This is a genomic window from Luteibacter sp. P1_D3 (assembly GCF_056406135.1).
Map to the genome: position 1 here is coordinate 17,848 of NZ_JBFUAT010000025.1, position 23,101 is coordinate 40,948.

Here is a 23,101-nt window from a genome sequence, read left to right on the forward strand (position 1 = left end):
AATCGGCTCCTACCAGAGCGGCGACTGGCAAAAAAAAGGTCGGGCCCGTAAGGGACCGACCTTCTTTTATTCGGCGGTGAGGATGGGTTAGCCGGGTAGCAGGCCAGCTAGGCGCTCATGGAGAACACCACGGCGCCAGCCTTCGAGGGCTTCGGGCCATATGCCTGTCATCACGTATTCCTCCATCGATCGGCGTGAGCAGAGCAGGCCGGGCGGCAGATCGAGTTGCGTGGCGAGCAGGTCGATCACGCTGCGCATTTCATTGATGGCGCGCTTGGCGTCGCCCACGGGGTGACCGACGACCGACGCGGTCGATTCGATTTCATGGGCTTCCAGCGGGCGCTGGAGTAGATCGAACAGTTCCTTGCGCTGCGGCGCACGCAGGGCACGGGTACCGCGTACGCGCTCGTCGAGATTCGCGGCATCGCGGGGCAGGCTGCTGGTGAGGTCGAGCGCCTGCGCGTCTTCGAGCAACCAGGAGCGGGGCTTGTCGAGTTCGCGGGCACTGGTTTCACGCCAGCGCAGCACGCGGCGTAGCAGGGCCTGCTTCTCGGGCGTCCAATCCGCGGCACTCTTGAAGCTGCGCTGTGGCTGTGGATCTCCTTCGCGTTCGCTGGCACGGCGTTTCATCCGCGCGCAATCCTCGGCGTGCCAGGCAGCGCGATCGCGCTCGACCAGGCGTTCACTCAGGATGGCGTGCACGGGATGCAGGTGGACCACATCGAGCGTCGCGTAGAGCTTCTGCGACTCGGTCAGTGGACGCTGCAGCCAATCGCTGCGCGTCTCGCCTTTGTCGAGTTCAGCGCCGACCAGCTCCGCGACGAGCGCACGGTAGCTGATGCCCAGACCCATGCCGACGAAGGCCGCGGCGATCTGGGTATCGAACAAGGTGTGAGGGCCATCGGGCAGGAACGGCGCCATGGCTTCGAGATCTTCGCCGGCGCTGTGCATCACCGTGACCACGGGGTTATCGGCGAATGTCGGGCGGAGCACGTCACCGAGCGGGAACGCCACCGGGTCGATCAGGGCGTAGCGGCCCTCGTGGGCCAGCTGGAGCAGGGCGAGTTGCGGGTAGAAGGTGTTGCGCCTCATGAACTCGGTGTCGAGTCCGACGACGTCGGTCGGGCCGACGGGGGCCAGCCAGGTGGCCAGTTCGTCGTGGTTGTCGATCCACGGTGCGGCGGGAGCGAGGTCGCTCGATGTCATTCCTGCTTCCTTGTGCATGCATGGCGCGCGTGCGACGTTCGTGTTGCCCTGCCGCACGCGATTCTCTAAGGTGGCAGCGCACGATAGCAGGCCCGCACGGAACAGCCCACCATGCCGAACACCGAAACCGTCCGCCGACAGCGCGCCATTGGCGGAGCTCTGGGTGTGGCCGTGCTCGGTTTCGCCTTGTTCTATCACTTCTTTCCGCAATTGCTGCACGTGCAACCAGGTCAGAACACGGCCCACTCGCCGCTACGCGGGCAGCCCACGACGATGGGTTTCGATCAGCGTCCACAGGCGGCGCCCGGGGCCATCGTGTCGGAAATCGATGCGGGACCGCCCATCATGCTCGCACCGGCTTCGGTGATCGCCGCGCGTCGACGTGAAAAAACCGATGAAGTCGCGCTCCCGGCGCAGAAGACCCCGGATTCTCCCGAGCTGACCGCCGTGCTCGATCGTGCGGACAAGGCCTTGCAGGCGGATCGCCTTGTGGGTGGCAAGGACAGCGCCGCCACGATGTTCATGGCCGTGCTCAAGCAGAAGGCCGACAGTCAGCGGGCGCTAGGGGGCATGGACGAAGTGCGTGCGCGGCTCGCGGCGGAAATCGAACAGGACATTGCCCTGGGCGACGCCGATGCCGCCCGTGACGCACTGGCCGCGCTGAAGGCCTTGCCAGCCAGTGCCTCCGAAGTCGGCCCCTTGCAGGAGAAACTGGCCCTCCTCGACAAGGTGCGGCCGATGCTGGGCAAGGCCGCCAGCCAGCTTCAGGAAGGCAAGGCGGACCGACCCCAGGGTGACAGCGCGCTCGACACGTATCGCGATGTACTCCAGCTGGATCCGGACAATGCGGTCGCGGAGCAGGGCATCATCCAGGTCCAGCGTGTCGTGCTCGACAAGGCACTGGCCGCTGTCGCCCAGAACGATTTCACGGCGGCGGATGCCGCGCTGGCCGAAGCGGCGACGATCCTGCCCGAATCGCAGGGGCTGCAGGACACGCGCGGTCGCATCGAAGGCATGCGCCGCCAAAGCGGCTCGGCGATGCTCGCCCAGGCGCGTTCCGCGCTGGATGCGGGCAATCTGGAACTGGCCCAGCAACTGGCGACCAAGGCGCAGCAGATCAGTCCCGACCTCGCCGGCATCGACGACTTCAACGAGCGGGTGACCAATGCCCGTCTGTACGCGAGCTACAAGCCGGGTCAGGTCTTCGCCGATCGTTTCGTCGACTCGACCGGGCAGGCACCGGCCCTCGTCGTCCTGCCGACCGGGCACTTCATGATGGGCTCGCCGGACGGCGAACGAGGCCACGACACGAACGAGGCGCCTGCGCACGAGGTCCAGATCGACAAGGGCGTCGGCATGGGCCGCAGCGCCGTGACGATCGGCCAGTTCCGCGACTTTGTCCGGTCAAGCGGCTACGTCCCGCAGTCGCAATCGTTGGGTGGCGGCAGCGTCTACGACGAACAAAGCGGTGGCCTGCGTGACGATGCGGCGGCAACCTGGCAAGACGATTACGCGGGCAAGCCCGGCCAGGAGCGCCTGCCGGTCATCAACGTGTCCTGGAACGACGCCAAGGCTTACGCGGACTGGCTGTCGCAACGCACCGGCAAGAAGTACCGCCTCGCCAGCGAGGCCGAATTCGAATACGCACTACGCGCCGGCAGCACCACGCGCTACTGGTGGGGTAACGACAATCCTACCTCGCGGGTGGAGAACCTCACCGGCGGTAACGACCGTTCCGGCTCGGGTCGGCGCTGGAGCAACGCATTTGGCGGCTACAAGGACAGTTACTGGGGCCCGGCACCCGTCATGAGCTTCACACCGAATCCGTTCGGCTTGTACGACATGGGTGGCAACGTGTCCGAATGGGTCGGCGACTGCTGGCACGACAACTACATTCGCGCGCCGCGCACGGGCGAATCCTGGGTCAATCCGGGGTGTTCGCGGCGTGTGATCCGTGGCGGTTCCTGGGGCAGTGCGCCGGACATGGTGCGTTCCGCCTACCGCCAGGGGGCCGAGGCGGATCTACGCAGCGCACGCGTCGGATTCCGCGTGGTTCGCGAGCTGTGACGCCGGTCGCGAAGGTTTGCCGAAACCGCTCCATGTAACGCTTGACGCCGAACCGTTACTGGTTACAAATGCGGTGTCGCCTCTCCAATGCCATGAGGTCCGCACGTGTCTACCTCCATCATCGTTGGCTATCGGCCTTTTCCGGGCCGCACCGATCTGGTTGTTTCGATTCTGCTGGAGATCTACGAGGCAATGCAGCGCGGGGGCCTGATCACGGCTCGCCGCCCCTGGATCATGCGAAGCGAAGACGGCAACGTCGTCGCTGCCTTCGAAATGACCGATCAATACTCATTTGCGGCATCCGAGAAGCTGCGTGAGGTCAGCGTACTTCGCGCCCGCCTGATGGGCGTTGCCGAACGACTGCCTCTGGCCAGCCTTGCGGAGAGCGGGCAGCCCTACGCGGAGTTCGAAACCACCACCGAATACCCGACGGCGAGTGCGGCGCGCTGAAGCTCAGATGCCCGCGAGGGGCAGGCGCAGCGTGAAGCAGGTACCGTCGTCCGTGTTCGAACACACAGTGAGCGTGCCGTCATGGGCACGCGCGATCTCCGAGGCGATATACAGCCCGAGGCCGAGGCCAGGACGTGGCGTCGCGCTCTCAGGGCGGTAGAACGGCTGGAAGAGCATGCCCTGGGTCGCCAGATCGATCGGCGTGCCGAAGTTGGTCACCGCGAGCACGATGTGATCGTCCTGGACATGCCCGTCGACGCGGATGGGGTGACGCGTATCGCCGTGTGCGACGGCGTTGTTGAGCAGGTTGGCGAACAGCTGTTGCAGGCGCACCGGATCGAATCGAAGAGCGTCCGGGACGTGTACGTCGCAGGCAATCCGTACGGCGGGATGCGCGGCGGCTACCTCGGCCACCACCCGACCGATCAGGGCGCCCAGGTTGCCCTGATCCAATTGGGCGACCGGAATGCCCGATGCCAGGCGTGCGCGTGCGAAATCCATGATGTCGTCGATCAGGTCGGCCATGCGTTTCGTGCTGGCGGTGACCACGCTGGCAAGGCGTCCGGCCCGCGGCGGCAGGTCCATGCCGGACAACGCTTCGGCTGCCATGCCGGCCGCCTGCAAGGGGCTGCGCAGGTCATGGCCGACCACGGCGAGGAACTGCTCGCGCAGCACCCCTTCGTCGACGGAAGTGCGCAGCGCGCGCTCGGCGTGTTCGACGCGGCCCTCGAGAGCCATCTGGGTGGCAATCAACTCGCCATAGAGAATCATCTCCGTGGCGAGTTGTTCTTCGTCGAGGGACACCGGGCGCGAATCGATGGCGCACAGGGTGCCGAAAAACTCGCCGCCCACCGTGAAGATGGGGACCGAGGCGTAGCTCTCCAGCCCGTAGTGTTTCGGCGTGTGATGCTTCGAGTAGATAGGGTGTTCGCTGGCGTGACCGAATACCACCGGCTGGGGGTGCGAACGGATGTCGTTGCAGATGGTGGTTTCCAGAACGAGGTCCTCGCCCGGTTTCAGGCCGAACCCGAGATCGTCGCGCACGGCACAGGCCGTCCAGCGGTTCTCCGTGACCCGGGCTACGGCGGCGAAGCGCATGCCGGTGGCGCGAACCACGGCATCGAGGATGCGTGGCACGACCGACAGGCGAGATATCGCTTCGATCGATGCTTCGATGTCTTCTTGCAACGTGGCCCCGGCGTCACTCATGGCTGCAGTCTAGCCGCTGCGGCGGGGCGAGGCCATGATCGTGCTAAGATTTTGTGGACTTTTCGATCCAGAAGTGATCAGGCATGGCACGTCCACGTGAATTCGACCGCGATACGGCACTCCAGCGGGCGATCGAGGTCTTCGCCGCCCACGGGTTCGAGGGCACATCGACCCCGATGTTGCTGGAGGCCATGAAGATCGGGCGGCAGAGCCTGTACGACACGTTCGGCGACAAGCGGCGCCTGTACATCGAGGCTCTGCGCCGGTATTCGGACGACAGCACCGGCGCGACGCTGTCAGCCATGTTTGCCACCGACGCCGTGCTCGAAGGCATCGAGCGCGCACTACTGGGCTTCGTGGACGACGCTGTTTCAGGCGCCGCCCCGGCGTGCCTGGGCATCCATGCCGTCACGGAATTCGGCACCACGGAGCCCGACGTTCGTGCGGTGACGGATGCGGTCGGTCACCGTACCCTGCTGGCCTTCGAGAGCCGGCTGCGTGACGGCATCGAAAGGGGTGAGCTCGCCAGCGACCTCGATCCTGCCGCCGCCGCTCAGTTCCTGCTGGCGACGCTGTCGGGCCTGAAGGTCGCGGCTCGCGGCGGGGCCTCGCGGGCGGTCTTGCATGGGATCGTAAGTGTCGCGTTACGGGCGTTGACGCCGCCCTGAATCAAGTTGTGGAATGATCAGTCCGTTATTTGCTATGATTGGGGTGTTGTTGGTCAGCCAGCTCCCAGTGCGAGGGTCATGCCTCGCTTTTTTCTGACCTTTAATTGATCAATCAATCCATAACTGGAGACCATATGAACACACGTCCGCTTGAGGGAAAGATCGCCTTCGTCACCGGTGGGTCGCGTGGCATCGGTGCAGCCATCGTCCGTCGACTTGCCTTGCAGGGCGCCAGCGTCACGTTCACATACGCGTCGGCGTCAACGGCCGCTGATGCGCTCGTCGCCGACGTGGCGGCGGCGGGTGGTCAGGCGGCAGCGGTGCGGGCCGACAGTGCCGATGCGAATGCACTCGGGGCCGCGATCGATGCGGCGGCGGCTCGGCATGGGCGGCTCGACATCCTCGTCAACAACGCCGGCGTGATTACCCACGGCCCGATCGACGATCTGCCGGTCGAGGAGTTCGACCGCGTCTTCGCCATCAACGTGCGCGCGGTCTACGCAGGTACGCGAGCAGCGGTGAAACACATGGGCGAGGGTGGCAGTGTGATCACGGTAGGCAGCATCGTTGCCGACCGCAGCGGCTTCCCCGGTACGGCGATCTACAGCGCATCGAAAGGTGCGATCAAGTCGATGACCCGCGGCTTCGCGCGAGACCTCGGCCCACGCGGTATTACCGTCAATAACGTGCAGCCAGGTCCCATCGCCACGGATATGAATCCTGCCTACGTCGAAGACCTGGTCTTGCCGCTGATTCCGTTGGGTCGGATGGGCAAGGCCGATGAAGTGGCGGCGCTGGTTGCTTACCTTGCGGGCCCGGAGGCTCGTTTTACGACGGGTGCGAGCCTGACGGTCGATGGTGGTTTTCTGTCCTGAGGCGCGGATATCTTGGGTTTGTCGGCGCCTATTTTCTTCTCGAGGCGCCGACGGCTGCCGCGGCATCGCGCTCGGCGACGATATGAAGAACCGTAATGTGGATGGCGGCCGTGGCGGCAAACAGTGCGACGAGCCAGACGCACGCCAACACGTTCACGAAACGCTTTGTTGGAAGGTGACGCATCTTCTCCAAGATATCGTCGAATCTTTTACATGCACGGTCGAACTCTTCCAATCCCGCGTTACGGGTATCGACGCGGGCGATGGTCTTGGGGTGCTGCCTGCGGCAACTGCACTCGTGATCGGTCGATGTCACGTAGTTCCTTTCGTGCGCGGTGATTTACCAACCGAACATCCTACGTCCAGGGCAACGCATTATCAGTCGTCCTTGTGCGGCATGAGTCGCCAGGCCTTGCGCCGTCTGCGTTGGGGATGTGCTCGGCGCGCACCGCAGCCAACAAAAAACCCGCCGGAAGGGCGGGTTCAATGAGAACAATCGAAGACTTTGGAATCCGCTTCGGAGGTCGCTGTCTGGTCTCCAATCATCGAGCGATCGCATGAATAAGGACTCCAGCCGAAGCGGCGTCGCCCGATGTCAGGGCAATCCTAACTGTCGCCCCGTCCACGTCTCAAATTTCCCCGACCTGCCTCCGACTGAGACGGTTACCTTGAAACACGACCTTGCGTCGGCATCGGGCGGGATACGAACCCCGATGACTCCATCCCATGCGGCGAGTCCAACAGCAGCGGCACCAAGACGAGGGTCGGCGTCGAACATGTTGACTGTGGGCATGTCGTATCCCATCCGGATGTTATAGAGATCGGGAACGTTCTTCAGTCCGGATATCCAGCTGCAGGCGACCTCCACATGGATGCTTTCGATCGGGCCAAACGCCTTCGCTTGCTTCACCGGGAGCCTCAGGAAGACAGTGGTGCCTTGGCTCTCAGCGGCCTGAGCACTGGCTGAGCCCATGAGAAAGATGGAAAGCGCAAAGGAAAGGAGCATCCTCACAGCACATCTGCGTGCCTTACCGTGAACTTGGATAGTCATGGAATCGCATCTTTGTGAACGTGCGGCAGATGATATGAAAAGGCCGTCGGCCACGGCCGAGCCTGCATGAGTGGCGAGTAGGATAGACGCCGATGGAACCGGTTGGCTATCAGGCCAGAAAGACGCCGTTCTTCGATACCAGCGGGCCGTGGTGCGAGTGCGAACAACAAAAAACCCGCCGGTTAGGGCGGGTTCTGGAGATCGGTCGAATTGCTTACCAACCCCTGATTTTCGTGTCTGGTGCCGAAAGAGGGACTCGAACCCTCACTGTATCACTACAAACGGATTTTGAGTCCGCCGCGTCTACCGGTTCCGCCATTTCGGCATGGGGCCACGCATTATGCGTGAATCAGTGGACCTGGTCGAGACCCAGCTGGCGTTCGGTACGCTGGTACCAGTCGTCGCCTTCGGGTTTGAACACGGCACACTGCGTCATGCGGCCCGAATAGATGTGCAGGCTGACCGCGACCGAATCCTCGCTGGGATTGCGGATGGTGTGGTACTCGTGCGGCGGGATGAGGCTGCCGGCCGAGCCGGGGCCTGCCTGGATCGAACCGACGGGGCGGAAGTGGTAGCGCTCGGCTTCGTGATCGCCCAATTCGTACTGGACGATCTCGAGCGAACCGGCCCAGACACCTTCGACGCACCACATGCCGCTGTGATCGTGGATGAGCGTGCCCTGACCCGGACCCCAGGTCATGGCGATGACGCTGTAGCCATGGTCGTCACTGCGGTAGAGCTCGCGGCGGGCGTAGTGGTCGCCGGCCATTTCGAATACGCACTCGGGCAGCTTCACTTCTTCGGAGCGGATCAGACGACACAGCGCGTTGCGCAGGGCGTCGGTGATCGCCGGAGTGCTTGCCTGGGCCACCGAGGCATCGATGGCATCGATGAGCTTGCGGCTGCCCGGAAAGTCGACCGTGATCATGGCTGGAACCTCTGGATGGCGGTGGCGTGGGGACGCCGTTCGGCCCCAATCATAGCAAAAGGGGTCAAAGCGAGCCGAGAAAGCCGCCGATGGCCCGGCTGTAGTTTTCGATGTCGACGAGGAAGGCATCGTGGCCCTGAGGGGAATCCAGGGCGATGAACTCCACCCTGGCGCCGGCCGCTTCCAGCCCCTCGGCGATGGTTTCCTGCTGTTCCAGGGGGAACAGGATGTCCGTGCTGACGCCAATGACCATGGCGCGCTCGACCTGGATCCGGCCCAGGCCGCGCATCACGTCGCCGTCGCCGTATTCGGAGATGTCGAACCAGTCGCTGGCGCGCGACAGGTAGAGGTAGCTGTTCGGGTCGAACTGGCGATTGAAACGGCGCGCGTGCCCTTCGAGGTAGGACTCCACTTGGAACTCGAAGCCGAAGGGCTCGTTTTCCTCGCGCTGCTCCGGGTCCAGGCGGATGCGTGCGAAACGCCCGTTCCATTCCATGGCCGAGCGATACGTGATGACGCCTAGCTTGCGGGCGATGCTCATGCCGTGTTCCGGCCAGCGCTCGTCGTCGTAGCGGCCTTCGTTCCAATGGGGATCCAGGCGGATCGCCTCGCGCTGCAGCGAACGGATGGCGATGGCGAACGGCTGAGCCTGCGGTGCGGTGTCGACGCTCAGGTGGGTGCGCGCCGAGCCCGGGTGCAGCAGCATATACGCCAGTGCGCTCATGCCGCCCATCGAACAACCGACCAGGCAGGCCAGCTCGGTGATATCGAGCCCGGTCACGGCTTCGTAAGCGGCGTTGGCGACGTCTTCCAGCGAGAGTTCGGGGAAGGTCAGTCGATACGCCTCGCCCGTCGCCGGGTCGATCGACGCCGGGCAGGTCGAGCCCTTGTCGCTGCCCAACGAGTTCACGCAGATGACGAAGTAGCGATCGGTGTCGAAGGCCTTGCCGGGGCCGATCATGTCGTCCCACCAGCCTGGCGTCGGATCCTCGGCGTTGGCGGCGGCATGCGCGCTCGGCGAAAGGCCGGTAAGGATCAGCACGGCGTTACCACGCGCGGCATCCAGCGTGCCCCAGGTTTCGTAGGCGACGCGTGCGCCGTGGAGTTGGCCGCCGCGCTTCATGCGGAACGGCGAGGAAAGCGCGTGGTAGCGGCGTGCGTCACCCATGGAAAGATCCTTCACTCGATACCCGTCATGGTGCCACGGGTGACGGGTGTCGCGCTTACTTGCCTGCGCCGGCCGCCGCGCGCTTGTCGGCCTGTGCGATTTGTTCGGCGACGGCGTGGGCCACGTTCGAATCGGGATCGAGCATCGGCTGCAGGGTCTTCCATGTCGCCGACGCGTCGGTGTACTTCTCGTGCTGGAACTGGCTGATGCCGAGTAGCCAGAGCGCGCGTTGGTTCTGCGGGTTGGCGGCGACGGCGGCCTGGAGCAGGTCGAGAGCGCGACCTTCGATGCGGTGATCGTCGCGGACCAGCGAATCGGCCTCGGCCCAGCCGACCATCGCCGCGCCGTTGGTCGGATCGGCCTTGAGGGCGCCGTCAAAGGCGTCGCGCGCGTCGGCCGGCTGCTTGAGCATGGTGAAAGTCTGGCCGAGCAGGAGCCATCCCTGGGCGTCCTCGGGATGTTCCTTCAGGCGCGCACGCAGGGCCGTGATGGCTTCGCCGACGTCCATTTCCTTCGCCGGCTCGACGCCACCGAGCGTCGACGGCGTACCGACCAGCGCATAGAGGCCCACGCTGGCCACGGGCACGACGACGGCTATCGCGACCAGCAGGGCGAACACACCGCGCGAGCGACCGTGGCGACGGCCATGGCGAACGATCGGAACCAGGAGCAGGGCCAGCGCAAGGGCCAGCATGGCCCCGGCGGCGAGATAGAACGCGTAGGTCACCAATCGTCCCCGGTGTCGTTGATCGGCGTCGTGTCGGCGGGTGCCTGACGAGCGCGGCGTCGCACCTGCACGGCAACGACGATGGCGCCGATGGCAAGCAGGACGAGCGGGCCGAACCAGAGCAGCCAGGTGCTCGGCTCGACCGGTGGTTTATAGAGCACGAACTGCGAATAGCGATCGACGAGGAAGGCCTTGATCTCGTCGTCGCTCTTGCCCGCCTGGATCATCTCGAACACCTGGCGACGAAGGTCGTGCGCGATCGGCGCATTGGAGTCGGCGAGGGTCTCGTTCTGGCACATCGGGCAACGCAGTTCGGCGCTGAGATGCTGGAAGCGAACTTCTTCCGCATGATCGCGGAACGGCAGCGGCTGAATCGCCTGCGCAGCACCCAGCGCGGGCAGGACGATCAACGCGAGCATGAGAAACCAGCGAGGCATCACGGCGCTTCCTTGGCCAGCGCAGCCAACGCCGGTCGGATTTCCCGGTCGATCACCTCGGGCGTGATGGGCCCGATGCGTTTATAGCGGATCACACCCTTGGCATCGACCAGGAAGGTCTCGGGCGCGGCGTACACGCCGAAGTCGATGGCGCTCCGGCCTTCGCGATCGGCGACGATGACGTCGAAAGGATTGCCGTGCTCGGCGAGCCATGCCGTCGCTGCCTGCGGATCGTCCTTGTAGTTGAAGCCGACGAGGGGCAGGCCGAGCTGCTTCACCTCGGTCATCAGCAGCGGATGCTCGTGCACGCATTCGATGCACCAGCTGGCGAACACGTTGAGGAAGTAGGGCTTGCCGAGCAGCGACGCCTTGCTGACCGTGCGGCCTGCGTCGTCGAGGACGGGCAGGGCGAATGCCGGCGCGGGCTTGTCGATCAGCGGCGAGACGATCTCATGCTGGTCATGTTGCGTGTTCCACCAGATGCCGAAGCCGAACAGACCGACCAGCACGAGGAAACCGAACAAGGGCAGAAGGCGACTCATGCGAGCGATGCCTTCGGCGGCACGACGACGGTCGTCGTGGTTTCGGTCGATGGCGCCCGCTTGGCGCGGAAGCGGCGTTCGCCGGCCGCCAGGAAGCCGCCCGCCATCATGAAGAGGCCACCCAGCCAGATCCAGCGCACGAAGGGCTTGTGGTACAGGCGCAAGGCCCAGGCACCTTTCACGTTGGTCGCTTCCATCGGTTCACCGAGGGCGACGTAGATATCGCGGAACAGGCCGGCATCGATCGCCGATTCGGTCTGCACCTGGCCGCGCGAATACGTGCGCTTCTGCGGGTGCATCGTCGCGAGCGTCTTGCCATCGCGAAGGATCGCGACGATGCCTTCGTCGGCGCGCCAGTTCGGTCCCGTGGTTTCCTCGACACCGTCGAAACGGAAATCGTAGCCGCCTACCGATTCCGTCTGGCCCGGCTCGAGGCGAACGTCGCGTTCGACGCTCAGCGATTCGGACAGCATCACGCCAATCAGGAAGATCGCGACGCCCGTATGCGCGAGCAGCATGCCGGCCATCTCGGCCGGGAAGCGGCGACCGCGCGGCATCTCGCGCCACCGCTTGATCACGTACGACAGGGTGCCGGCCGCCACCCACACCGCGCCCGCGATACCGGCGATCGCGCGCAGGTGGCCCTGCGCGAAGAACGCCGCGACGATCGCGCAGATGATCGCGGCGATACCGGCGCGCAGGGCGACGGTCGTCAGCTGACTGCCTTCGGCCCGGCCCCAGCGCAGATACGGTCCGAACGGCAGCAGCAGCACCGCGGGCGCCATCAGCAGCACGAACAGGAAGCCGAAGTAAGGCGGCCCGACGGAGACGCGACCGAGGTTCAGCGCATCGCCGATGAGGGGGAACAACGTGCCGAGCAACACCATGGCGGCTGCCGTGGTGAAGAGCAGGTTCGCCACCATGATCCCGGTCTCCCGGGACAACGGCGCGAACGGTTTACCGGTGGCGACCTTCGGCGCGCGGATCGCATAGAGCAACAACGAACCGCCGATGACGATGATCAGGAAGCCGAGGATGTACAGGCCGCGACGCGGATCGGACGCGAACGCGTGGACCGAGGTCAGCACGCCCGAGCGGACCAGGAAGGTGCCGAGCAACGACAGCGAGAACGCGAACAACGAAAGCAGGATGGTCCAGGCGGGCAACGAGCCGCGCTTCTCGGTCACGGCCTGCGCATGAATCAAGGCGACACCGACCAGCCACGGCATGAACGAGGCGTTCTCGACCGGATCCCAGAACCACCAACCACCCCAGCCGAGCTCGGCATACGCCCACCAGCTACCGGCGACGATGCCCAGGGTGAGGAACGCCCACGCGACATTGGTCCATGGCCGTGCCCAGCGTACCCAGGCCTGCTCCATGCCGCCGCCGAGCAAGGCGGCGATCGAGAATGCGAAGGCGACCGAGAAGCCCACGTAGCCCATGTAGAGCACGGGCGGATGGAAGGTCATGCCCGGGTCCTGCAGCACCGGATTGAGGTCGCCGCCATCGGCGGGCATCGGCAGCTCGCGCAGGAAGGGGTTGGAGGTGAACAGGATGAAGGCGAGGAAACCGACGCCGATAAGGCCGAGCACACCCAGAACGCGGGCGAGGAAGGCCGGCGGTAGGTGACGGCTCAGGGCGGCCAGCGCCACCGACCACACGTTGAGGATGAACACCCAGAGCAGCATCGAGCCTTCGTGCGCGCCCCATACCGCGGTGACGCGGTAGTACCAGGGCAGGGCGAGGTTCGAGTTGTCGGCGACATAGGCCACCGAGAAGTCGTAGGTCAGGAACGCGTAGATCAGGATCGCCATCGCGGCGAAGACGAACACACCCTGGCCGGCGGCGGCGGGACGCGCGATGGCGATCAGCGCGGCGTTGTTGCGCCAGGCGCCGATGATCGGCAGCACGCCCTGCGCGATGGCGAGGAGCAGCGCGAGGACAAGGGCGAACTGGCCGAGCTCGGGGATCACTTCGGGGTGTCCTTCATCGCGGTGTCGTCGATCTTCTTGTTCTGGTGGGCCTTGGCCATGGCGTCCTTGAGCTCCTTGGGCATGTAGTTCTCGTCATGCTTGGCGAGGACCTCGCTGGCGATGAAACGCCCACTGTCCATGCGACCGGTGGCGATCACCGACTGGTTGTCGCGGAACAGGTCGGGAAGGATGCCGGTGTATTCGACGGGCATGGCGCCGTCGGCATCGATCACGATGAAGCTCACGCGCAAGCTGCTGGTGGCGCGCTGGATGGAGCCAGCCTTGACCATGCCGCCGAGACGGAAGCTCGTGTATTGCGTGGCCTGGCCTTCCTGCACCTGGCTCGGGGTGAACAGGTAACTCATGTTCCGCTGCAGGGCGAACACGGTCAGGCCGATCGCCACGACGGCGGCGGCGATGACGGAGATCACGATGGCGAGGCGACGTTTACGCGTTGGATTCATTGCTTGGCGGGGTTCCGGGACGGCGGCGGTTTTCCTGGCGCGCGAGCCGTGCGCGAAGTTCGCGCAGGTTGCGGCGGCGCCGGGCCAACGGGGCCAGCGTGTCGATGAGGAGGACGATGAGGAAGGTGGCGAAAGCGGTCCACACGTAAGAACCGTAACCGCCCATGGCGAGGAACTGGCTCATGCGGTGTCGTTCCCGGGCTGGCCGAGTGCGATCTCGCGCACCCAGGCCTTGCCACCTTCGGAGGCGATGAGGTCGGCGCGCACGCGCGCAAACAGGCTGGCCACGTAGTAGCACTTGGTCGCGGCCATCATGGTCAGCAGGGGCCAGAGCATGCTCGCCTCGATATGCGACGGGCCGAGCAGGCGCACGGTCGAGCCCTGGTGCAACGTGTTCCACCAGTTCACCGAGAAATGCACGATCGGCACGTTTACCGCGCCGACCAGGACCAGGAAGGCGGCGGCGCGTGCACCCTGGCGGCGATCCTCGAACGAGTGATACAGGCCGATGATGCCCAGGTAGATGAAGAGCAACACCAGTTCGGAGGTGAGTCGGGCGTCCCAGGTCCACCAGGTGCCCCACATGGGCTTGCCCCAGAGCGAACCGGTCACCAGCGTGATCAGGGTGAAGGCGGCGCCGACCGGTGCGGATTCCATCGCCACGACCTCGGCGATCTTGATCCGCCAGACGAGGCCGACGAAGGCGGCGACCGCCATCGCGCCGTAGATGAACAGGCTCATCCAGGCACTGGGAACATGGATAAAGATGATCCGGTACGCATCGCCCTGCTGGTAATCCGCCGGCGCCAGCACGAGGCCGCCGTACAGCGCCACGGCGCCGAGCAGCAGCGCCAGGCCGAACGCCCACGGGCGCACGGCACCGGCGAACCGGTAGAACACCGGCGGCGAGCCGAGGCGGTGAAGCCAGAGGGGAACCCAGTTAGCCATCGTTACCTGTCAACCATGCGTTCGGACACCGTGAGTCCGCGAATCGGCCCCCACGGTTGCGTGCGTTCATGTGTCCATGGCGATGCGAAGCGCGGCGGCGCAGGCCAGCGGTGCGAGGACGAGCGCCATGGCAAGGCCAGCGCCCAGCCAGGCGATCGGCGCGACCCAGGGCAAACCCTCCTGCGCGGCGGCCAGAGCCCCGGCGGCGAAGATCACGACCGGTACGCACAGCGGCAACAACATGAGCGCCAGAAGCATACCAGAGCGTCTGGACCCGGCCGTCAGCGCGACCAGCACCGCGCCGAGCAGGCACAGGAGCGGTGTCGACAGAAGCAGCGCGATCACCAGCACCGGCATGGCCTCGGGCGGCAACTTCAGCATGCTGGCGAGCACCGGTGCGACGACGATCAACGGCAAGGACGACGTGATCCAGTGTGCGAGGATCTTCATGCCCACCAACAGGGCCAGCGGCTGCGGAGCCAGCATCAGCAGCTCCATCGAGCCATCCTCGATGTCGCCGCGGAAAAGATGGTCCAGCGAAAGCAGGATGGCCAGCAGCACGATGACGAACACCACGCCACCCGCGATGCGGGCCAGCAGGGCCGGCTCCGGACCGATGGCAAACGGGAACAGGGTAGTGACGATCACCGCGTAGAGCACGGGCATGGCGATATCGCCACGACGCCGCCAGGCCAGCGTCAGGTCGCGTCGCAGCAGCGCGGCGCAGGCGGCGGACGTGCTGCCGGGCGTCATGCGTGCAACCGGATGCGACGCGGCTCGCCGCCCGCGAAGCTGACCGCGCCGTGGCTGGTCACCAGGGCGGCACCGCCTCGCGCGGCGTGCTGCTCGAGCAGGCGATTCACCAGCGCGATGCCGTCGCGATCGAGATTGGCGTAGGGCTCGTCGAGCAGCCACACGCGAGCCGGCAGCAGGAGCAGGCGGGCAAGGGCGGCACGCTTTTTCTGTCCGGCCGAGAGCTGGCGCACGGGCTCGTCTTCGTAGCCTGCGAGACCGACCTCGCGGAGCACGGCGCTTTCGTCGGTCCCGTTGCGTCTGCCGTACAGGCCTGCCGCGAGGTGCAGGTTCTCGCGCGGTGTCATGTCGACTTTGAGCCCCAGGTGATGACCCAGGAACACCACGGCACCAGCCACCGTATCGAGAGAGAAGGGCGCGCCGTCGAGCAGCACCTCGCCCTCCCCGGGTCGGAGCATGCCGGTGAGCACGCGCATCAGCGTCGTCTTGCCACTGCCGTTATCACCCTCGACCAGGGCGATCTCGCCGCCATGCAGCGCGAAGTCGATCGGCCCGAACACCGGCTCATCCTGACGCAGGAAGCACAAGCCTCGCGCTTCGAGCAGGGCGTTATTGTCGGGCGAAGAAATCATCGAGTCGGATACTGCTCTATGTCGGATACTGCTCTAGGTAGGAGCCGATTCATCGGCGAAGGGTGCTAGCGACGCGGTTGGTACCCGCCCCTCACCCCCGCTCAAACGCCTGCGCAGGCAACGGCGGTAACGTAGCCTCCAGCGCCCGCACCGCGGCGTCGAGATCGACGTCCGCCACCGACTCGTGCCCCTTCAACAATTGCTCCACCAGCACATCCTGCGCCTGCCCACGTTCCAGCGCATACCGATACGGCAGATGCGTAAAGGTCACCATGCGATACCGCGGCAGGTAGTGCGTCGGCGAGCACTCGGCCAGCAATCCGCCGAGTTCGCGCTTGCGCAGGTAATGCGGATCCGCGACGGAATCACGCATCTCCACGTAGTTTTCCAGCGCCATGCGCGCGATCGCATCCGCATTCGGCTTGCGTCGTTGCTCGAACGCGGCGAACACCGCCGCGGCATCATCCGGCTGCGCGGCGAAAAGGTCGGCGAGGTCGGCCGCATCTTCGAACCCGCAGTTCATGCCCTGGCCATGGAACGGCACCATGGCATGCGCGGCATCGCCGATCAGGAGCGCGCGACCGCCGATATGCCAGCGATCCAGGTACAGCGTGGCCAGCGTGCCGACCGGATGGGCCGCCCAGTCGGTGGCGAACTCCGGCATCAGGGCCAGCGCATCGGGGAAATCAGCACGGAAGAAGGCTTCGGCGGCGCCGGCACCCGCGATGCTGCGGAAGCTCGGATGCTCGCCTTCATTAGGCAGGAACAGGGTGACCGTGAAGCTGCCCTCGCGGTTCGGCAGGGCGATGCACATGTAGTGACCGCGCGGCCAGATATGCAATGCGTTGCGCTCGATCGCGAAGGGGCCGGAGGCGTCCGCGCGCGGCGGGATCTCCAGTTCCTTGTAGCCGTGGCCGAGCTCCTCGATGCGCTCGCCCAGGGGCGAATGCAGGTGCATCGCGGCACGCAGGGCGGAACCCGCACCATCGGCGCCGATCACCACCGGCGCATCGACCGTGCGTAGCTCGCCCTGAGGGTCACTCAGGGTGAGCGTGCCGGCGTCGAGGTCGGCCGAGGCCAGGCCCTGGTCGAAGTGGACCGTCGCACCGGCCGCTTCGGCGGCGTCGAGCATGAGGGTGTTCAGGCCGCCTCGCGAGACCGACCAGATGACTTCCGAATCGTCCACGCCGTAGCGCTGCAGGCCGCTGTGGCCGGCGGGGTCATGGACCATGCGGCCGCGCATCATAACGGCCTGTTCGAGCACCTTATCGGCCAGGCCCGTCGCTCGCAGGGCGTGCAGGCCGCGTTCGGCCAGGGCGAGGTTGATCGATCGGCCGCCCTGGAAGCCGGCGCGGCGAGGATCGGAGCGCTTCTCGTAAACCGTGACGCGAAAACCGCGCTGGGTGAGCAAGGTGGCAACCAGGGCGCCGACCAATCCGGCGCCGACCACGGCGATGTCGTTACGGGGCATGGGCGGCCTGGTTTCGGGGGCGCGATATTGCAGGGCAGCGCATCGTGCGCCGCAGCGCCGCTGGGGGCAAGCCCGCGGCGCAGCGTCAGGATTAGCTGGCTTTCTTGCCCGTCGGGCGGGTGGTCCGCGTGACAGGTTCGGCCGGCTTCGCCGTGGCCGCATCGAGGAAGCCGCGCTGCATCGACTTCCATACGTCGAGGTTGCGTTCGGTCATCTCGTTGAGCATCGACCAGGGGGTCTGGCCCATCAGGCTGTTCAGCTGCGTACGGAACTGCTGCTGCTGGTCGAGGAAGACCTGCAGGCTGCGCTCCAGATACGGCCCCATGAAGCCCTGCAGCGAGTCGCCGTAGAAGCGGATGATGTGCGACAGCAACTGCGGGGAAAGCATCGGCTGACCATGCTCCTCGTGTTCCGCAATGATCTGCAGAAGGACGGAGCGCGTCAGATCCTCGCCCGACTTGGCGTCACGGACTTCGAAGTTCTCCCCATCGAGCACCAGCTGACGGACTTCCTCCAGCGTGATGTAGCTCGAGATCTCCGTGTCGTAGAGACGGCGGTTCGGATACTTCTTAATGATGCGTAGGGTTTGTGCCATGCGGCGAAAGCTACCACGAGGTATTGCGCCGCACCAGTTGCCGAAAGGGGGCGTAATCGTTTTCGGATTTCACATGTTGTTTTTCAATCGATTCAGATAACGGCAATTTAATGTGCGGCGGCACCACCGGCATTTCCAAAGGGCGGCTTGGCCAGCCAAAGAATCGGGATGAGGGCGAGGAACAGGACGGCGCAGCCGAAGAACACGTCGTTGACGGCGAGGGTCAGGGCCTCTCGAGTCAGGATCTGGTCGACCACCGCCAGCGACGGCTTGCCGTGGATGCCCAGGGTGGCCAGCCTGTCTGTGTACGCCGTGGTGGCCGGCGAGGCCTGGGTCACGTACTCGGTCAGCGAGGCGTGGTGGGCTTCGCCCCGGTGCTGCCAGAGCGTCACCGTGAGCGCCGTGGAGACACTGGAGGCCAGGGTGCGACAGAAGTTGGCCAGACCCGACGCACCGGCGATCTGGTCCGGATTCAGGCCGGACAGGAAGATCTGGTTGAGCGGGATGAAGAAGCAGGCGATCGCGATACCCATGATGAAACGCGGCAGCACCAGGGCGGCGAACGAGGCACCGCTGTTGAAGCCGGCGAACCAGAACGAGGTGAAGGCAAAGACCATGAATGCGAAGGTCACCACCGCACGCAGTTCCAGCCGCTGGATGTTCTTGCCGATGAAGGGCGAGACGATGAAGGCGAGAATGCCCACAGGCGCTGTGGCGAGGCCCGCCCAGGTCGAGGTGTAGCCGAGCGTGGTCTGCAACCACAGCGGAAACACCACGTTGATGCCGAAGAAGGCGAGCATGCCCAGCGACAGGGCGGTCACGCCGATGGCGAAGTTGCGCCGGCCGAACAGTGACAGATCGACCACCGGATGCTTCGCGGTGAGTTCCCAGATCACCAGGAAAACCAGGGCGACCAGGGCAATCAGGCCGAGGGTGAGGATCAGGGGCGAGGCGAACCAGTCGTGGTCGTTGCCATTGTCGAGCATGAACTGCAGCGAGCCGATGCCGATGACCAGCAACGCCAGGCCCACGGTATCGATCGGCGCGCGGACGATCTTCGTTTCGCGCTCACGCAGGATGGTCCAGGTGATCACGCCGGCCAGCGCGCCAACGGGTACGTTGATGTAGAAGATCCACGGCCACGAGAAATTGTCCGTGAGGTAGCCACCGAGGATAGGGCCGAAGATCGGCGCAACCACCACGGTCATCGCCCACATCGCCAGCGCCATGCCTTGCTTGGTTTTCGGATAGCTCGACAGCAGCAGCGACAGCGACAAGGCGACCATCGGTCCCGAGCCCGCACCCTGCAGCAGGCGGAAAATCACCAGCATGGGCATGCTGGTCGCGAGGCCGCACAGCATCGAGAACAGTACGAACAGCATCACGGAGAAGACGAAGGTCTTCACTTCACCGAAGCGCTTGGCCAGCCAGCCCGTCAGCGGCTGCATGATCGCGCTGGCCAGCGAGTACGAGCTGATCGCCCAGGTGCCCTCGCTCGAGCTCACGCCGAGGCTGCCGGCGATATGCGGCACGGCCACGTTGACGATCGTCGTGTCGAGGATCTCCATGAACGTGGAGAACGCGACGGCGATCGTCAACAGGACGAGTGTCGCGCCCTGGATCGGCTTGAGGCCGTTCGCCGGTGCGGCGTCGGGGAGGGCGGCGGCGTCGCTCAAGGCACGCTCGCTCCAAGGTTCTTGCGCACGATCGCGTCCGCGGCGGCATCGGCCTTGGCGGCCACATCGTCATAGACCTTGGTCTGCGCGACCGGTGTCGTCGAAGGCGACGGCGCGAGCACATCGCCCTTGTCGTCGGTGATGTCGACGGTCACCGCAGTCGACAGGCCGATGCGCAGCGGATGCTTGTCGAGATCCTTCGGATCGAGCGCGATGCGCACGGGAATACGCTGCACGACCTTGATCCAGTTGCCGGTGGCGTTCTGCGCGGGAAGCAGCGAGAACGCGCTACCCGTGCCGGCGCCGAGACCGACCACCTTGCCGTGGTACTCGGTGCCACCGCCGTAGATGTCGGCTTCGATCTTCGCGGGCTGGCCGATACGCACGTGGCGTAGCTGGCTTTCCTTGAAGTTCGCGTCCACCCACAGATCATGCAAGGGCACGACGGTCATCAGCGGCTGGCCGGGCTGCACGCTGTTGCCGACCTGCACGCTGCGAAGCGCGACATAACCGTCGATGGGCGCGACGATGGCGTTGCGCTGCGCGGCGATCCAGGCCTGGCGGAAGCCGGCGCGGGCCTGTTCCACGGTGGGGTTGGTCTCCACGTCGCTGCCATCGATCAGGGCACGCGAGGCGTCGGCCTGACGCTGGGCGGATTCGAGCGCGGACTGCGCGGTGTCGACGGCGTCGCGCGCATGCTGCACTTCTTCGGGCGCCACGGCCTTTTCGGCGAGCAGCGGAATCCGGCGCTTGAGGTCGTCCTGGGCGCGCTTCAGGTCCTGGCGGCGCGTGCCGAGGGCGGCGTCGGCGCTGGCGGCGGACTGCGTCTGCTGGCGAACCTGGCGCACGGCCTGGGCGAGAGCGCTGCTCGCCTTGCGCAAGGCGACATCGCCGTCGGTCGGGTCGAGCTTCACCAGCAACTGGCCGGCATTCACGCGCTGGGTGTCGTCGGCGTAGACGCCGATGACGATGCCCGGCACCTGGGCCGAGATGCCCACCTGATTGCCGCCGACATAGGCGTCGTCGGTGGTCTCTCGCTTCGAGAACACGAACAGCCAGAGCAGGAACCAGGCGAGGGCGCCCAGGCCGAAGACGAGCGCGGCGATGAGCAGCGCACGGTTCCGCTTACCCTTGTCCTTGGGTGCGTTGCCGCTTTCGTCCTGGGGAGGCGGCGTGTCGGTCGTGGTGGCGCTCATGGGCTCTTGGCTCCGTTGGAATCGGGGGTTTCAGCGCGGTATCCGCCGCCGAGGGATTTGATCAGGGCAACATCGGTCGACAGCGCCTGGCCTTGCAGGTCGGCGTCCATGTCCTGTTGCTGGATGAGGCTGGCCTCGGTGGCGAGCGACTCGCGGTCGTCGCGTACGCCTCGCGCCGCACGCGCTTTCGCGCTGGCGAGAAGGATGTTGGCGGCGTCGATCTGCTCCGCCTGCTGCACACGACGGCCGGCGATCTGCTGCGCGCCGAGAGCCTGCGTGGCGACATCACGCGCGGCCGAGGCGACGGTGGCGTTGTACTGGGCGACGGAGGCACCGAGCTGGGCCTGGGTGACGCCATGATTGGCTTCCAGCGCACCGCCTTCGAAGATCGGAAGATGCAGCGCCGGCGTCAGTGAAAACACCCGGCTGCCCGTGGTGAAGAACTTGTCCAGGTCGATACTCGACAGGCCAGCCATGGCCGAGAGACTCACGTCGGGGAAGAACTGTGCCCGCGCGGCATCGGTCTGCCGGACTGCCGCTTCCACCTGCCAGCGGCTCGCCGCGATATCCGGGCGGCGTGCCATCAGGTCGGCGCCGACGTTGGCGGGAAGGCCGGGCGATACCGTGGGCAGCGGTCGTGGCGTGAGGGCGGGCAGGGCGGCGGGCGATACGCCGACGAGGGTCGCGATCGAGGCACGACGGATGTCCGCCGAACCCTGGAGTGCGACGCGCTGCTGCTTCGCGGCGGAGAGTTCGGCACGTGCCTGCTGCGCGGTGTCCGGCACATCGACGCCTTGCTTGACGCGAAGTTCGGCGATGCGCAGTGCGCGCTGGCGTGCCGCGATCAGCCGGTCAGCGAGCGCGACGCGCGACATGTCGGCGAGCCAGCCGAAATAGGTATCGGCGACAACGGCCTGGATAGCCAACGACGATGCCGAGCGTTCCGCTTCCGCGGCGCGTGCGCTGTCGATCGCGGACTCGAGGGCGAAGCGTTTCTTTCCCCACCAGTCGAAGTCGTAGCTCACCTGGACGCCGAGATCGGCCTGGTTGTACCAGGTGAAACCGAGAAACTGCGCGGGAATCAGGCCGTGCTCGCTCATCCGCTGGCGTGTCACCTGCGCGCTGCCGTCCACCCGTAGTCCGGCCTGAGCGGCGGCCACGCGGATGTTCTGCTGGGCCGTGTCCACGCGAGTCTTCGCCTGGGCGAGGTCCGGTGCACCGCGCAGGGCCATGTCCATCAGGGTGTCGAGCTGTGGGTCGCCATAGGCGCGCCACCATTCGGCGGCTGGCCAGCCCGGGCGCTGATCGGTGGTGAGACCGGCGAGCGGTGCCTCGTCGCGAAGCACGGGCCGGTCGACCTTCGCCGGGATATGGCAGGCGGCGAGCAGCGTGGCGACCGCGGCCGCGAGCAGGGCCGGGCGGAGCAGGGCAGGTGTCATGGTGTGTCGTCCGTGTCGACCGTGCGGTCGATGTGCAGGGCCAGCTTCTTGAGGAGCTTTTCGAAGGTCTTGCGCTCGGCGGAGCTGAAGCAGGCGAAGTTCTCCACCAGGGGCGGGAACATCGGCGGGAGCATCTTGTTGACGAAGCGCCGGCCGGCCGGGGTGATTCTGAGCAAGACCTGGCGGCGGTCGTGCGTGGCATGCGACCGAGAGATCAGGTCCTTCTTGGCCAGCGCGTTGGCGATGCGAGTCATGTTGGTCGGCTTCTGCTCGGCCAGGGCGCAGAGCTCGCCGGGCGTCGCACTGCCGTCCTCGCTGCTGTAAAGCATCATCAGCGTGCGGAAGTCGCTGTCGTTCATGCCGTAGGGCTTGAGCTTGTGCTCGAACTCGCGCAGCAGCGCGCCTGCGGTCAGCATCAGCAGACGGACGAGGAAGACCTCGGACTGGGGCACGCCGGGAACGCTTTGCGCGACGCGGTCCACACCCTCGTAGAGGGCATCGACACAGGGTTTGAGGCTAGACATTTCGCTGGCTAATAGTTCGCTGGTGAACTATCAGGTTAGCAAGCAGTCCGGGCTCGGCGCAATGTGCCCGGGTCGCTCGACCATTGTAGGAGCCGATTC

General features: G+C 65.6%; 25 protein-coding genes and 1 tRNA gene. 4 read left to right on the forward strand and 22 right to left on the reverse strand.

The genetic code is table 11. The annotated features are described in order from the left end of the window. Positions 1–87: 87 nt before the first annotated feature. The gene (gene rnd / locus AC1DYM_RS15850; protein WP_477339921.1) at positions 88–1,206 is read right to left on the reverse strand and encodes a ribonuclease D; all 1,119 of its coding nucleotides are present in this window, start codon (positions 1,204–1,206) and stop codon (positions 88–90) included. Positions 1,207–1,317: 111 nt separating this feature from the next. Between rnd and AC1DYM_RS15855 the strand changes: the two genes are divergently transcribed. Next, on the forward strand, positions 1,318–3,273 hold the full coding sequence (locus AC1DYM_RS15855) for a formylglycine-generating enzyme family protein (RefSeq protein WP_477339923.1): 1,956 nt from the start codon (positions 1,318–1,320) through the stop codon (positions 3,271–3,273). A gap of 105 nt (positions 3,274–3,378) precedes the next feature. Next, the gene (locus AC1DYM_RS15860; RefSeq protein WP_477339925.1) at positions 3,379–3,723 is read left to right on the forward strand and encodes a hypothetical protein; all 345 of its coding nucleotides are present in this window, start codon (positions 3,379–3,381) and stop codon (positions 3,721–3,723) included. Positions 3,724–3,726: 3 nt separating this feature from the next. Here AC1DYM_RS15860 and AC1DYM_RS15865 read toward each other — a convergent pair whose 3' ends face one another. Beyond that, positions 3,727–4,932, reverse strand: coding sequence for a GAF domain-containing sensor histidine kinase (locus AC1DYM_RS15865; protein WP_477339927.1), 1,206 nt, complete (start codon positions 4,930–4,932; stop codon positions 3,727–3,729). 83 nt (positions 4,933–5,015) lie between these two features. Here AC1DYM_RS15865 and AC1DYM_RS15870 point away from each other — a divergent pair, with 83 nt between their 5' ends. Both AC1DYM_RS15870 and AC1DYM_RS15875 read left to right on the forward strand, forming a co-directional pair. Then, on the forward strand, positions 5,016–5,600 hold the full coding sequence (locus AC1DYM_RS15870) for a TetR/AcrR family transcriptional regulator (protein ID WP_477339929.1): 585 nt from the start codon (positions 5,016–5,018) through the stop codon (positions 5,598–5,600). A gap of 134 nt (positions 5,601–5,734) precedes the next feature. After that, complete coding sequence (locus AC1DYM_RS15875; protein ID WP_477339931.1) at positions 5,735–6,475, forward strand: SDR family oxidoreductase; 741 nt, start codon at positions 5,735–5,737, stop codon at positions 6,473–6,475. Between the two features lie 28 nt (positions 6,476–6,503). Here AC1DYM_RS15875 and AC1DYM_RS15880 read toward each other — a convergent pair whose 3' ends face one another. The 20 genes from AC1DYM_RS15880 to AC1DYM_RS15975 all read right to left on the reverse strand — a co-directional run bounded on the left by AC1DYM_RS15880 (position 6,504) and on the right by AC1DYM_RS15975 (position 23,002). Beyond that, on the reverse strand, positions 6,504–6,791 hold the full coding sequence (locus AC1DYM_RS15880; RefSeq protein ID WP_477339933.1) for a hypothetical protein: 288 nt from the start codon (positions 6,789–6,791) through the stop codon (positions 6,504–6,506). Positions 6,792–7,070: 279 nt separating this feature from the next. After that, the gene (locus AC1DYM_RS15885; RefSeq protein ID WP_477339935.1) at positions 7,071–7,526 is read right to left on the reverse strand and encodes a hypothetical protein; all 456 of its coding nucleotides are present in this window, start codon (positions 7,524–7,526) and stop codon (positions 7,071–7,073) included. Between the two features lie 238 nt (positions 7,527–7,764). After that, positions 7,765–7,851 (reverse strand) — tRNA-Leu (locus AC1DYM_RS15890). A gap of 24 nt (positions 7,852–7,875) precedes the next feature. Continuing rightward, positions 7,876–8,454, reverse strand: a complete 579-nt coding sequence (locus tag AC1DYM_RS15895) for a cysteine dioxygenase family protein (protein ID WP_477339937.1) — start codon at positions 8,452–8,454, stop codon at positions 7,876–7,878. A 64-nt stretch (positions 8,455–8,518) separates the two neighbouring features. Then, the gene (gene metX / locus AC1DYM_RS15900; RefSeq protein WP_477339939.1) at positions 8,519–9,622 is read right to left on the reverse strand and encodes a homoserine O-acetyltransferase MetX; all 1,104 of its coding nucleotides are present in this window, start codon (positions 9,620–9,622) and stop codon (positions 8,519–8,521) included. 55 nt (positions 9,623–9,677) lie between these two features. Continuing rightward, complete coding sequence (locus AC1DYM_RS15905; protein WP_477339941.1) at positions 9,678–10,349, reverse strand: tetratricopeptide repeat protein; 672 nt, start codon at positions 10,347–10,349, stop codon at positions 9,678–9,680. Further along, positions 10,346–10,786, reverse strand: a complete 441-nt coding sequence (locus tag AC1DYM_RS15910; RefSeq protein WP_477339943.1) for a cytochrome c-type biogenesis protein — start codon at positions 10,784–10,786, stop codon at positions 10,346–10,348. The genes AC1DYM_RS15905 and AC1DYM_RS15910 overlap by 4 nt, the downstream gene beginning before the upstream one ends. After that, positions 10,786–11,328, reverse strand: a complete 543-nt coding sequence (locus AC1DYM_RS15915) for a DsbE family thiol:disulfide interchange protein (RefSeq protein ID WP_046966613.1) — start codon at positions 11,326–11,328, stop codon at positions 10,786–10,788. Before AC1DYM_RS15915 ends, AC1DYM_RS15910 begins: the two co-directional genes overlap by 1 nt. Beyond that, entirely contained in the window at positions 11,325–13,304 is a 1,980-nt protein-coding gene (locus AC1DYM_RS15920; protein ID WP_477339945.1) for a heme lyase CcmF/NrfE family subunit, read from the reverse strand. Before AC1DYM_RS15920 ends, AC1DYM_RS15915 begins: the two co-directional genes overlap by 4 nt. Continuing rightward, entirely contained in the window at positions 13,301–13,768 is a 468-nt protein-coding gene (ccmE, locus tag AC1DYM_RS15925) for a cytochrome c maturation protein CcmE (RefSeq protein WP_046966615.1), read from the reverse strand. The genes AC1DYM_RS15920 and ccmE overlap by 4 nt, the downstream gene beginning before the upstream one ends. Then, entirely contained in the window at positions 13,752–13,952 is a 201-nt protein-coding gene (ccmD, locus tag AC1DYM_RS15930; protein WP_046966616.1) for a heme exporter protein CcmD, read from the reverse strand. Before ccmD ends, ccmE begins: the two co-directional genes overlap by 17 nt. Further along, positions 13,949–14,716, reverse strand: coding sequence for a heme ABC transporter permease (locus AC1DYM_RS15935; protein WP_477339948.1), 768 nt, complete (start codon positions 14,714–14,716; stop codon positions 13,949–13,951). The genes ccmD and AC1DYM_RS15935 overlap by 4 nt, the downstream gene beginning before the upstream one ends. A gap of 66 nt (positions 14,717–14,782) precedes the next feature. After that, positions 14,783–15,469: a heme exporter protein CcmB gene (ccmB, locus tag AC1DYM_RS15940; RefSeq protein WP_477339950.1), complete on the reverse strand. Its 687-nt coding sequence runs from the start codon at positions 15,467–15,469 to the stop codon at positions 14,783–14,785. Continuing rightward, complete coding sequence (gene ccmA / locus AC1DYM_RS15945; RefSeq protein ID WP_477339952.1) at positions 15,466–16,101, reverse strand: cytochrome c biogenesis heme-transporting ATPase CcmA; 636 nt, start codon at positions 16,099–16,101, stop codon at positions 15,466–15,468. Before ccmA ends, ccmB begins: the two co-directional genes overlap by 4 nt. 91 nt (positions 16,102–16,192) lie before the next feature. Then, complete coding sequence (locus tag AC1DYM_RS15950) at positions 16,193–17,572, reverse strand: FAD-dependent oxidoreductase (RefSeq protein ID WP_477339954.1); 1,380 nt, start codon at positions 17,570–17,572, stop codon at positions 16,193–16,195. Between the two features lie 91 nt (positions 17,573–17,663). After that, the gene (phaR, locus tag AC1DYM_RS15955; protein ID WP_046966621.1) at positions 17,664–18,167 is read right to left on the reverse strand and encodes a polyhydroxyalkanoate synthesis repressor PhaR; all 504 of its coding nucleotides are present in this window, start codon (positions 18,165–18,167) and stop codon (positions 17,664–17,666) included. Positions 18,168–18,274: 107 nt separating this feature from the next. Beyond that, positions 18,275–19,843 carry a DHA2 family efflux MFS transporter permease subunit gene (locus AC1DYM_RS15960; RefSeq protein ID WP_477339955.1) on the reverse strand — a complete coding sequence of 523 codons (1,569 nt, stop codon included), beginning with the start codon at positions 19,841–19,843 and terminating at the stop codon, positions 18,275–18,277. Further along, positions 19,840–21,039, reverse strand: a complete 1,200-nt coding sequence (locus AC1DYM_RS15965) for an EmrA/EmrK family multidrug efflux transporter periplasmic adaptor subunit (protein ID WP_477339957.1) — start codon at positions 21,037–21,039, stop codon at positions 19,840–19,842. Before AC1DYM_RS15965 ends, AC1DYM_RS15960 begins: the two co-directional genes overlap by 4 nt. Next, on the reverse strand, positions 21,036–22,478 hold the full coding sequence (locus tag AC1DYM_RS15970; protein WP_477339959.1) for an efflux transporter outer membrane subunit: 1,443 nt from the start codon (positions 22,476–22,478) through the stop codon (positions 21,036–21,038). The genes AC1DYM_RS15965 and AC1DYM_RS15970 overlap by 4 nt, the downstream gene beginning before the upstream one ends. Beyond that, positions 22,475–23,002, reverse strand: coding sequence for a MarR family winged helix-turn-helix transcriptional regulator (locus tag AC1DYM_RS15975; protein ID WP_477339961.1), 528 nt, complete (start codon positions 23,000–23,002; stop codon positions 22,475–22,477). The genes AC1DYM_RS15970 and AC1DYM_RS15975 overlap by 4 nt, the downstream gene beginning before the upstream one ends. Positions 23,003–23,101: the final 99 nt, after the last annotated feature.

Bases quoted from the DNA above. Each gene is read 5' to 3' on its own strand.
- rnd (WP_477339921.1), bottom strand. From the start codon at position 1,206: ATGACATCGAGCGACCTCGCTCCCGCCGCACCGTGGATCGACAACCAC.
- AC1DYM_RS15855 (WP_477339923.1), top strand. From the start codon at position 1,318: ATGCCGAACACCGAAACCGTCCGCCGACAGCGCGCCATTGGCGGAGCT.
- AC1DYM_RS15865 (WP_477339927.1), bottom strand. From the start codon at position 4,932: ATGAGTGACGCCGGGGCCACGTTGCAAGAAGACATCGAAGCATCGATC.
- AC1DYM_RS15870 (WP_477339929.1), top strand. From the start codon at position 5,016: ATGGCACGTCCACGTGAATTCGACCGCGATACGGCACTCCAGCGGGCG.
- AC1DYM_RS15875 (WP_477339931.1), top strand. From the start codon at position 5,735: ATGAACACACGTCCGCTTGAGGGAAAGATCGCCTTCGTCACCGGTGGG.
- AC1DYM_RS15885 (WP_477339935.1), bottom strand. From the start codon at position 7,526: ATGACTATCCAAGTTCACGGTAAGGCACGCAGATGTGCTGTGAGGATG.
- AC1DYM_RS15895 (WP_477339937.1), bottom strand. From the start codon at position 8,454: ATGATCACGGTCGACTTTCCGGGCAGCCGCAAGCTCATCGATGCCATC.
- metX (WP_477339939.1), bottom strand. From the start codon at position 9,622: ATGGGTGACGCACGCCGCTACCACGCGCTTTCCTCGCCGTTCCGCATG.
- AC1DYM_RS15910 (WP_477339943.1), bottom strand. From the start codon at position 10,786: ATGCCTCGCTGGTTTCTCATGCTCGCGTTGATCGTCCTGCCCGCGCTG.
- AC1DYM_RS15915 (WP_046966613.1), bottom strand. From the start codon at position 11,328: ATGAGTCGCCTTCTGCCCTTGTTCGGTTTCCTCGTGCTGGTCGGTCTG.
- ccmE (WP_046966615.1), bottom strand. From the start codon at position 13,768: ATGAATCCAACGCGTAAACGTCGCCTCGCCATCGTGATCTCCGTCATC.
- ccmD (WP_046966616.1), bottom strand. From the start codon at position 13,952: ATGAGCCAGTTCCTCGCCATGGGCGGTTACGGTTCTTACGTGTGGACC.
- AC1DYM_RS15935 (WP_477339948.1), bottom strand. From the start codon at position 14,716: ATGGCTAACTGGGTTCCCCTCTGGCTTCACCGCCTCGGCTCGCCGCCG.
- ccmB (WP_477339950.1), bottom strand. From the start codon at position 15,469: ATGACGCCCGGCAGCACGTCCGCCGCCTGCGCCGCGCTGCTGCGACGC.
- ccmA (WP_477339952.1), bottom strand. From the start codon at position 16,101: ATGATTTCTTCGCCCGACAATAACGCCCTGCTCGAAGCGCGAGGCTTG.
- AC1DYM_RS15950 (WP_477339954.1), bottom strand. From the start codon at position 17,572: ATGCCCCGTAACGACATCGCCGTGGTCGGCGCCGGATTGGTCGGCGCC.
- phaR (WP_046966621.1), bottom strand. From the start codon at position 18,167: ATGGCACAAACCCTACGCATCATTAAGAAGTATCCGAACCGCCGTCTC.
- AC1DYM_RS15965 (WP_477339957.1), bottom strand. From the start codon at position 21,039: ATGAGCGCCACCACGACCGACACGCCGCCTCCCCAGGACGAAAGCGGC.
- AC1DYM_RS15970 (WP_477339959.1), bottom strand. From the start codon at position 22,478: ATGACACCTGCCCTGCTCCGCCCGGCCCTGCTCGCGGCCGCGGTCGCC.
- AC1DYM_RS15975 (WP_477339961.1), bottom strand. From the start codon at position 23,002: ATGTCTAGCCTCAAACCCTGTGTCGATGCCCTCTACGAGGGTGTGGAC.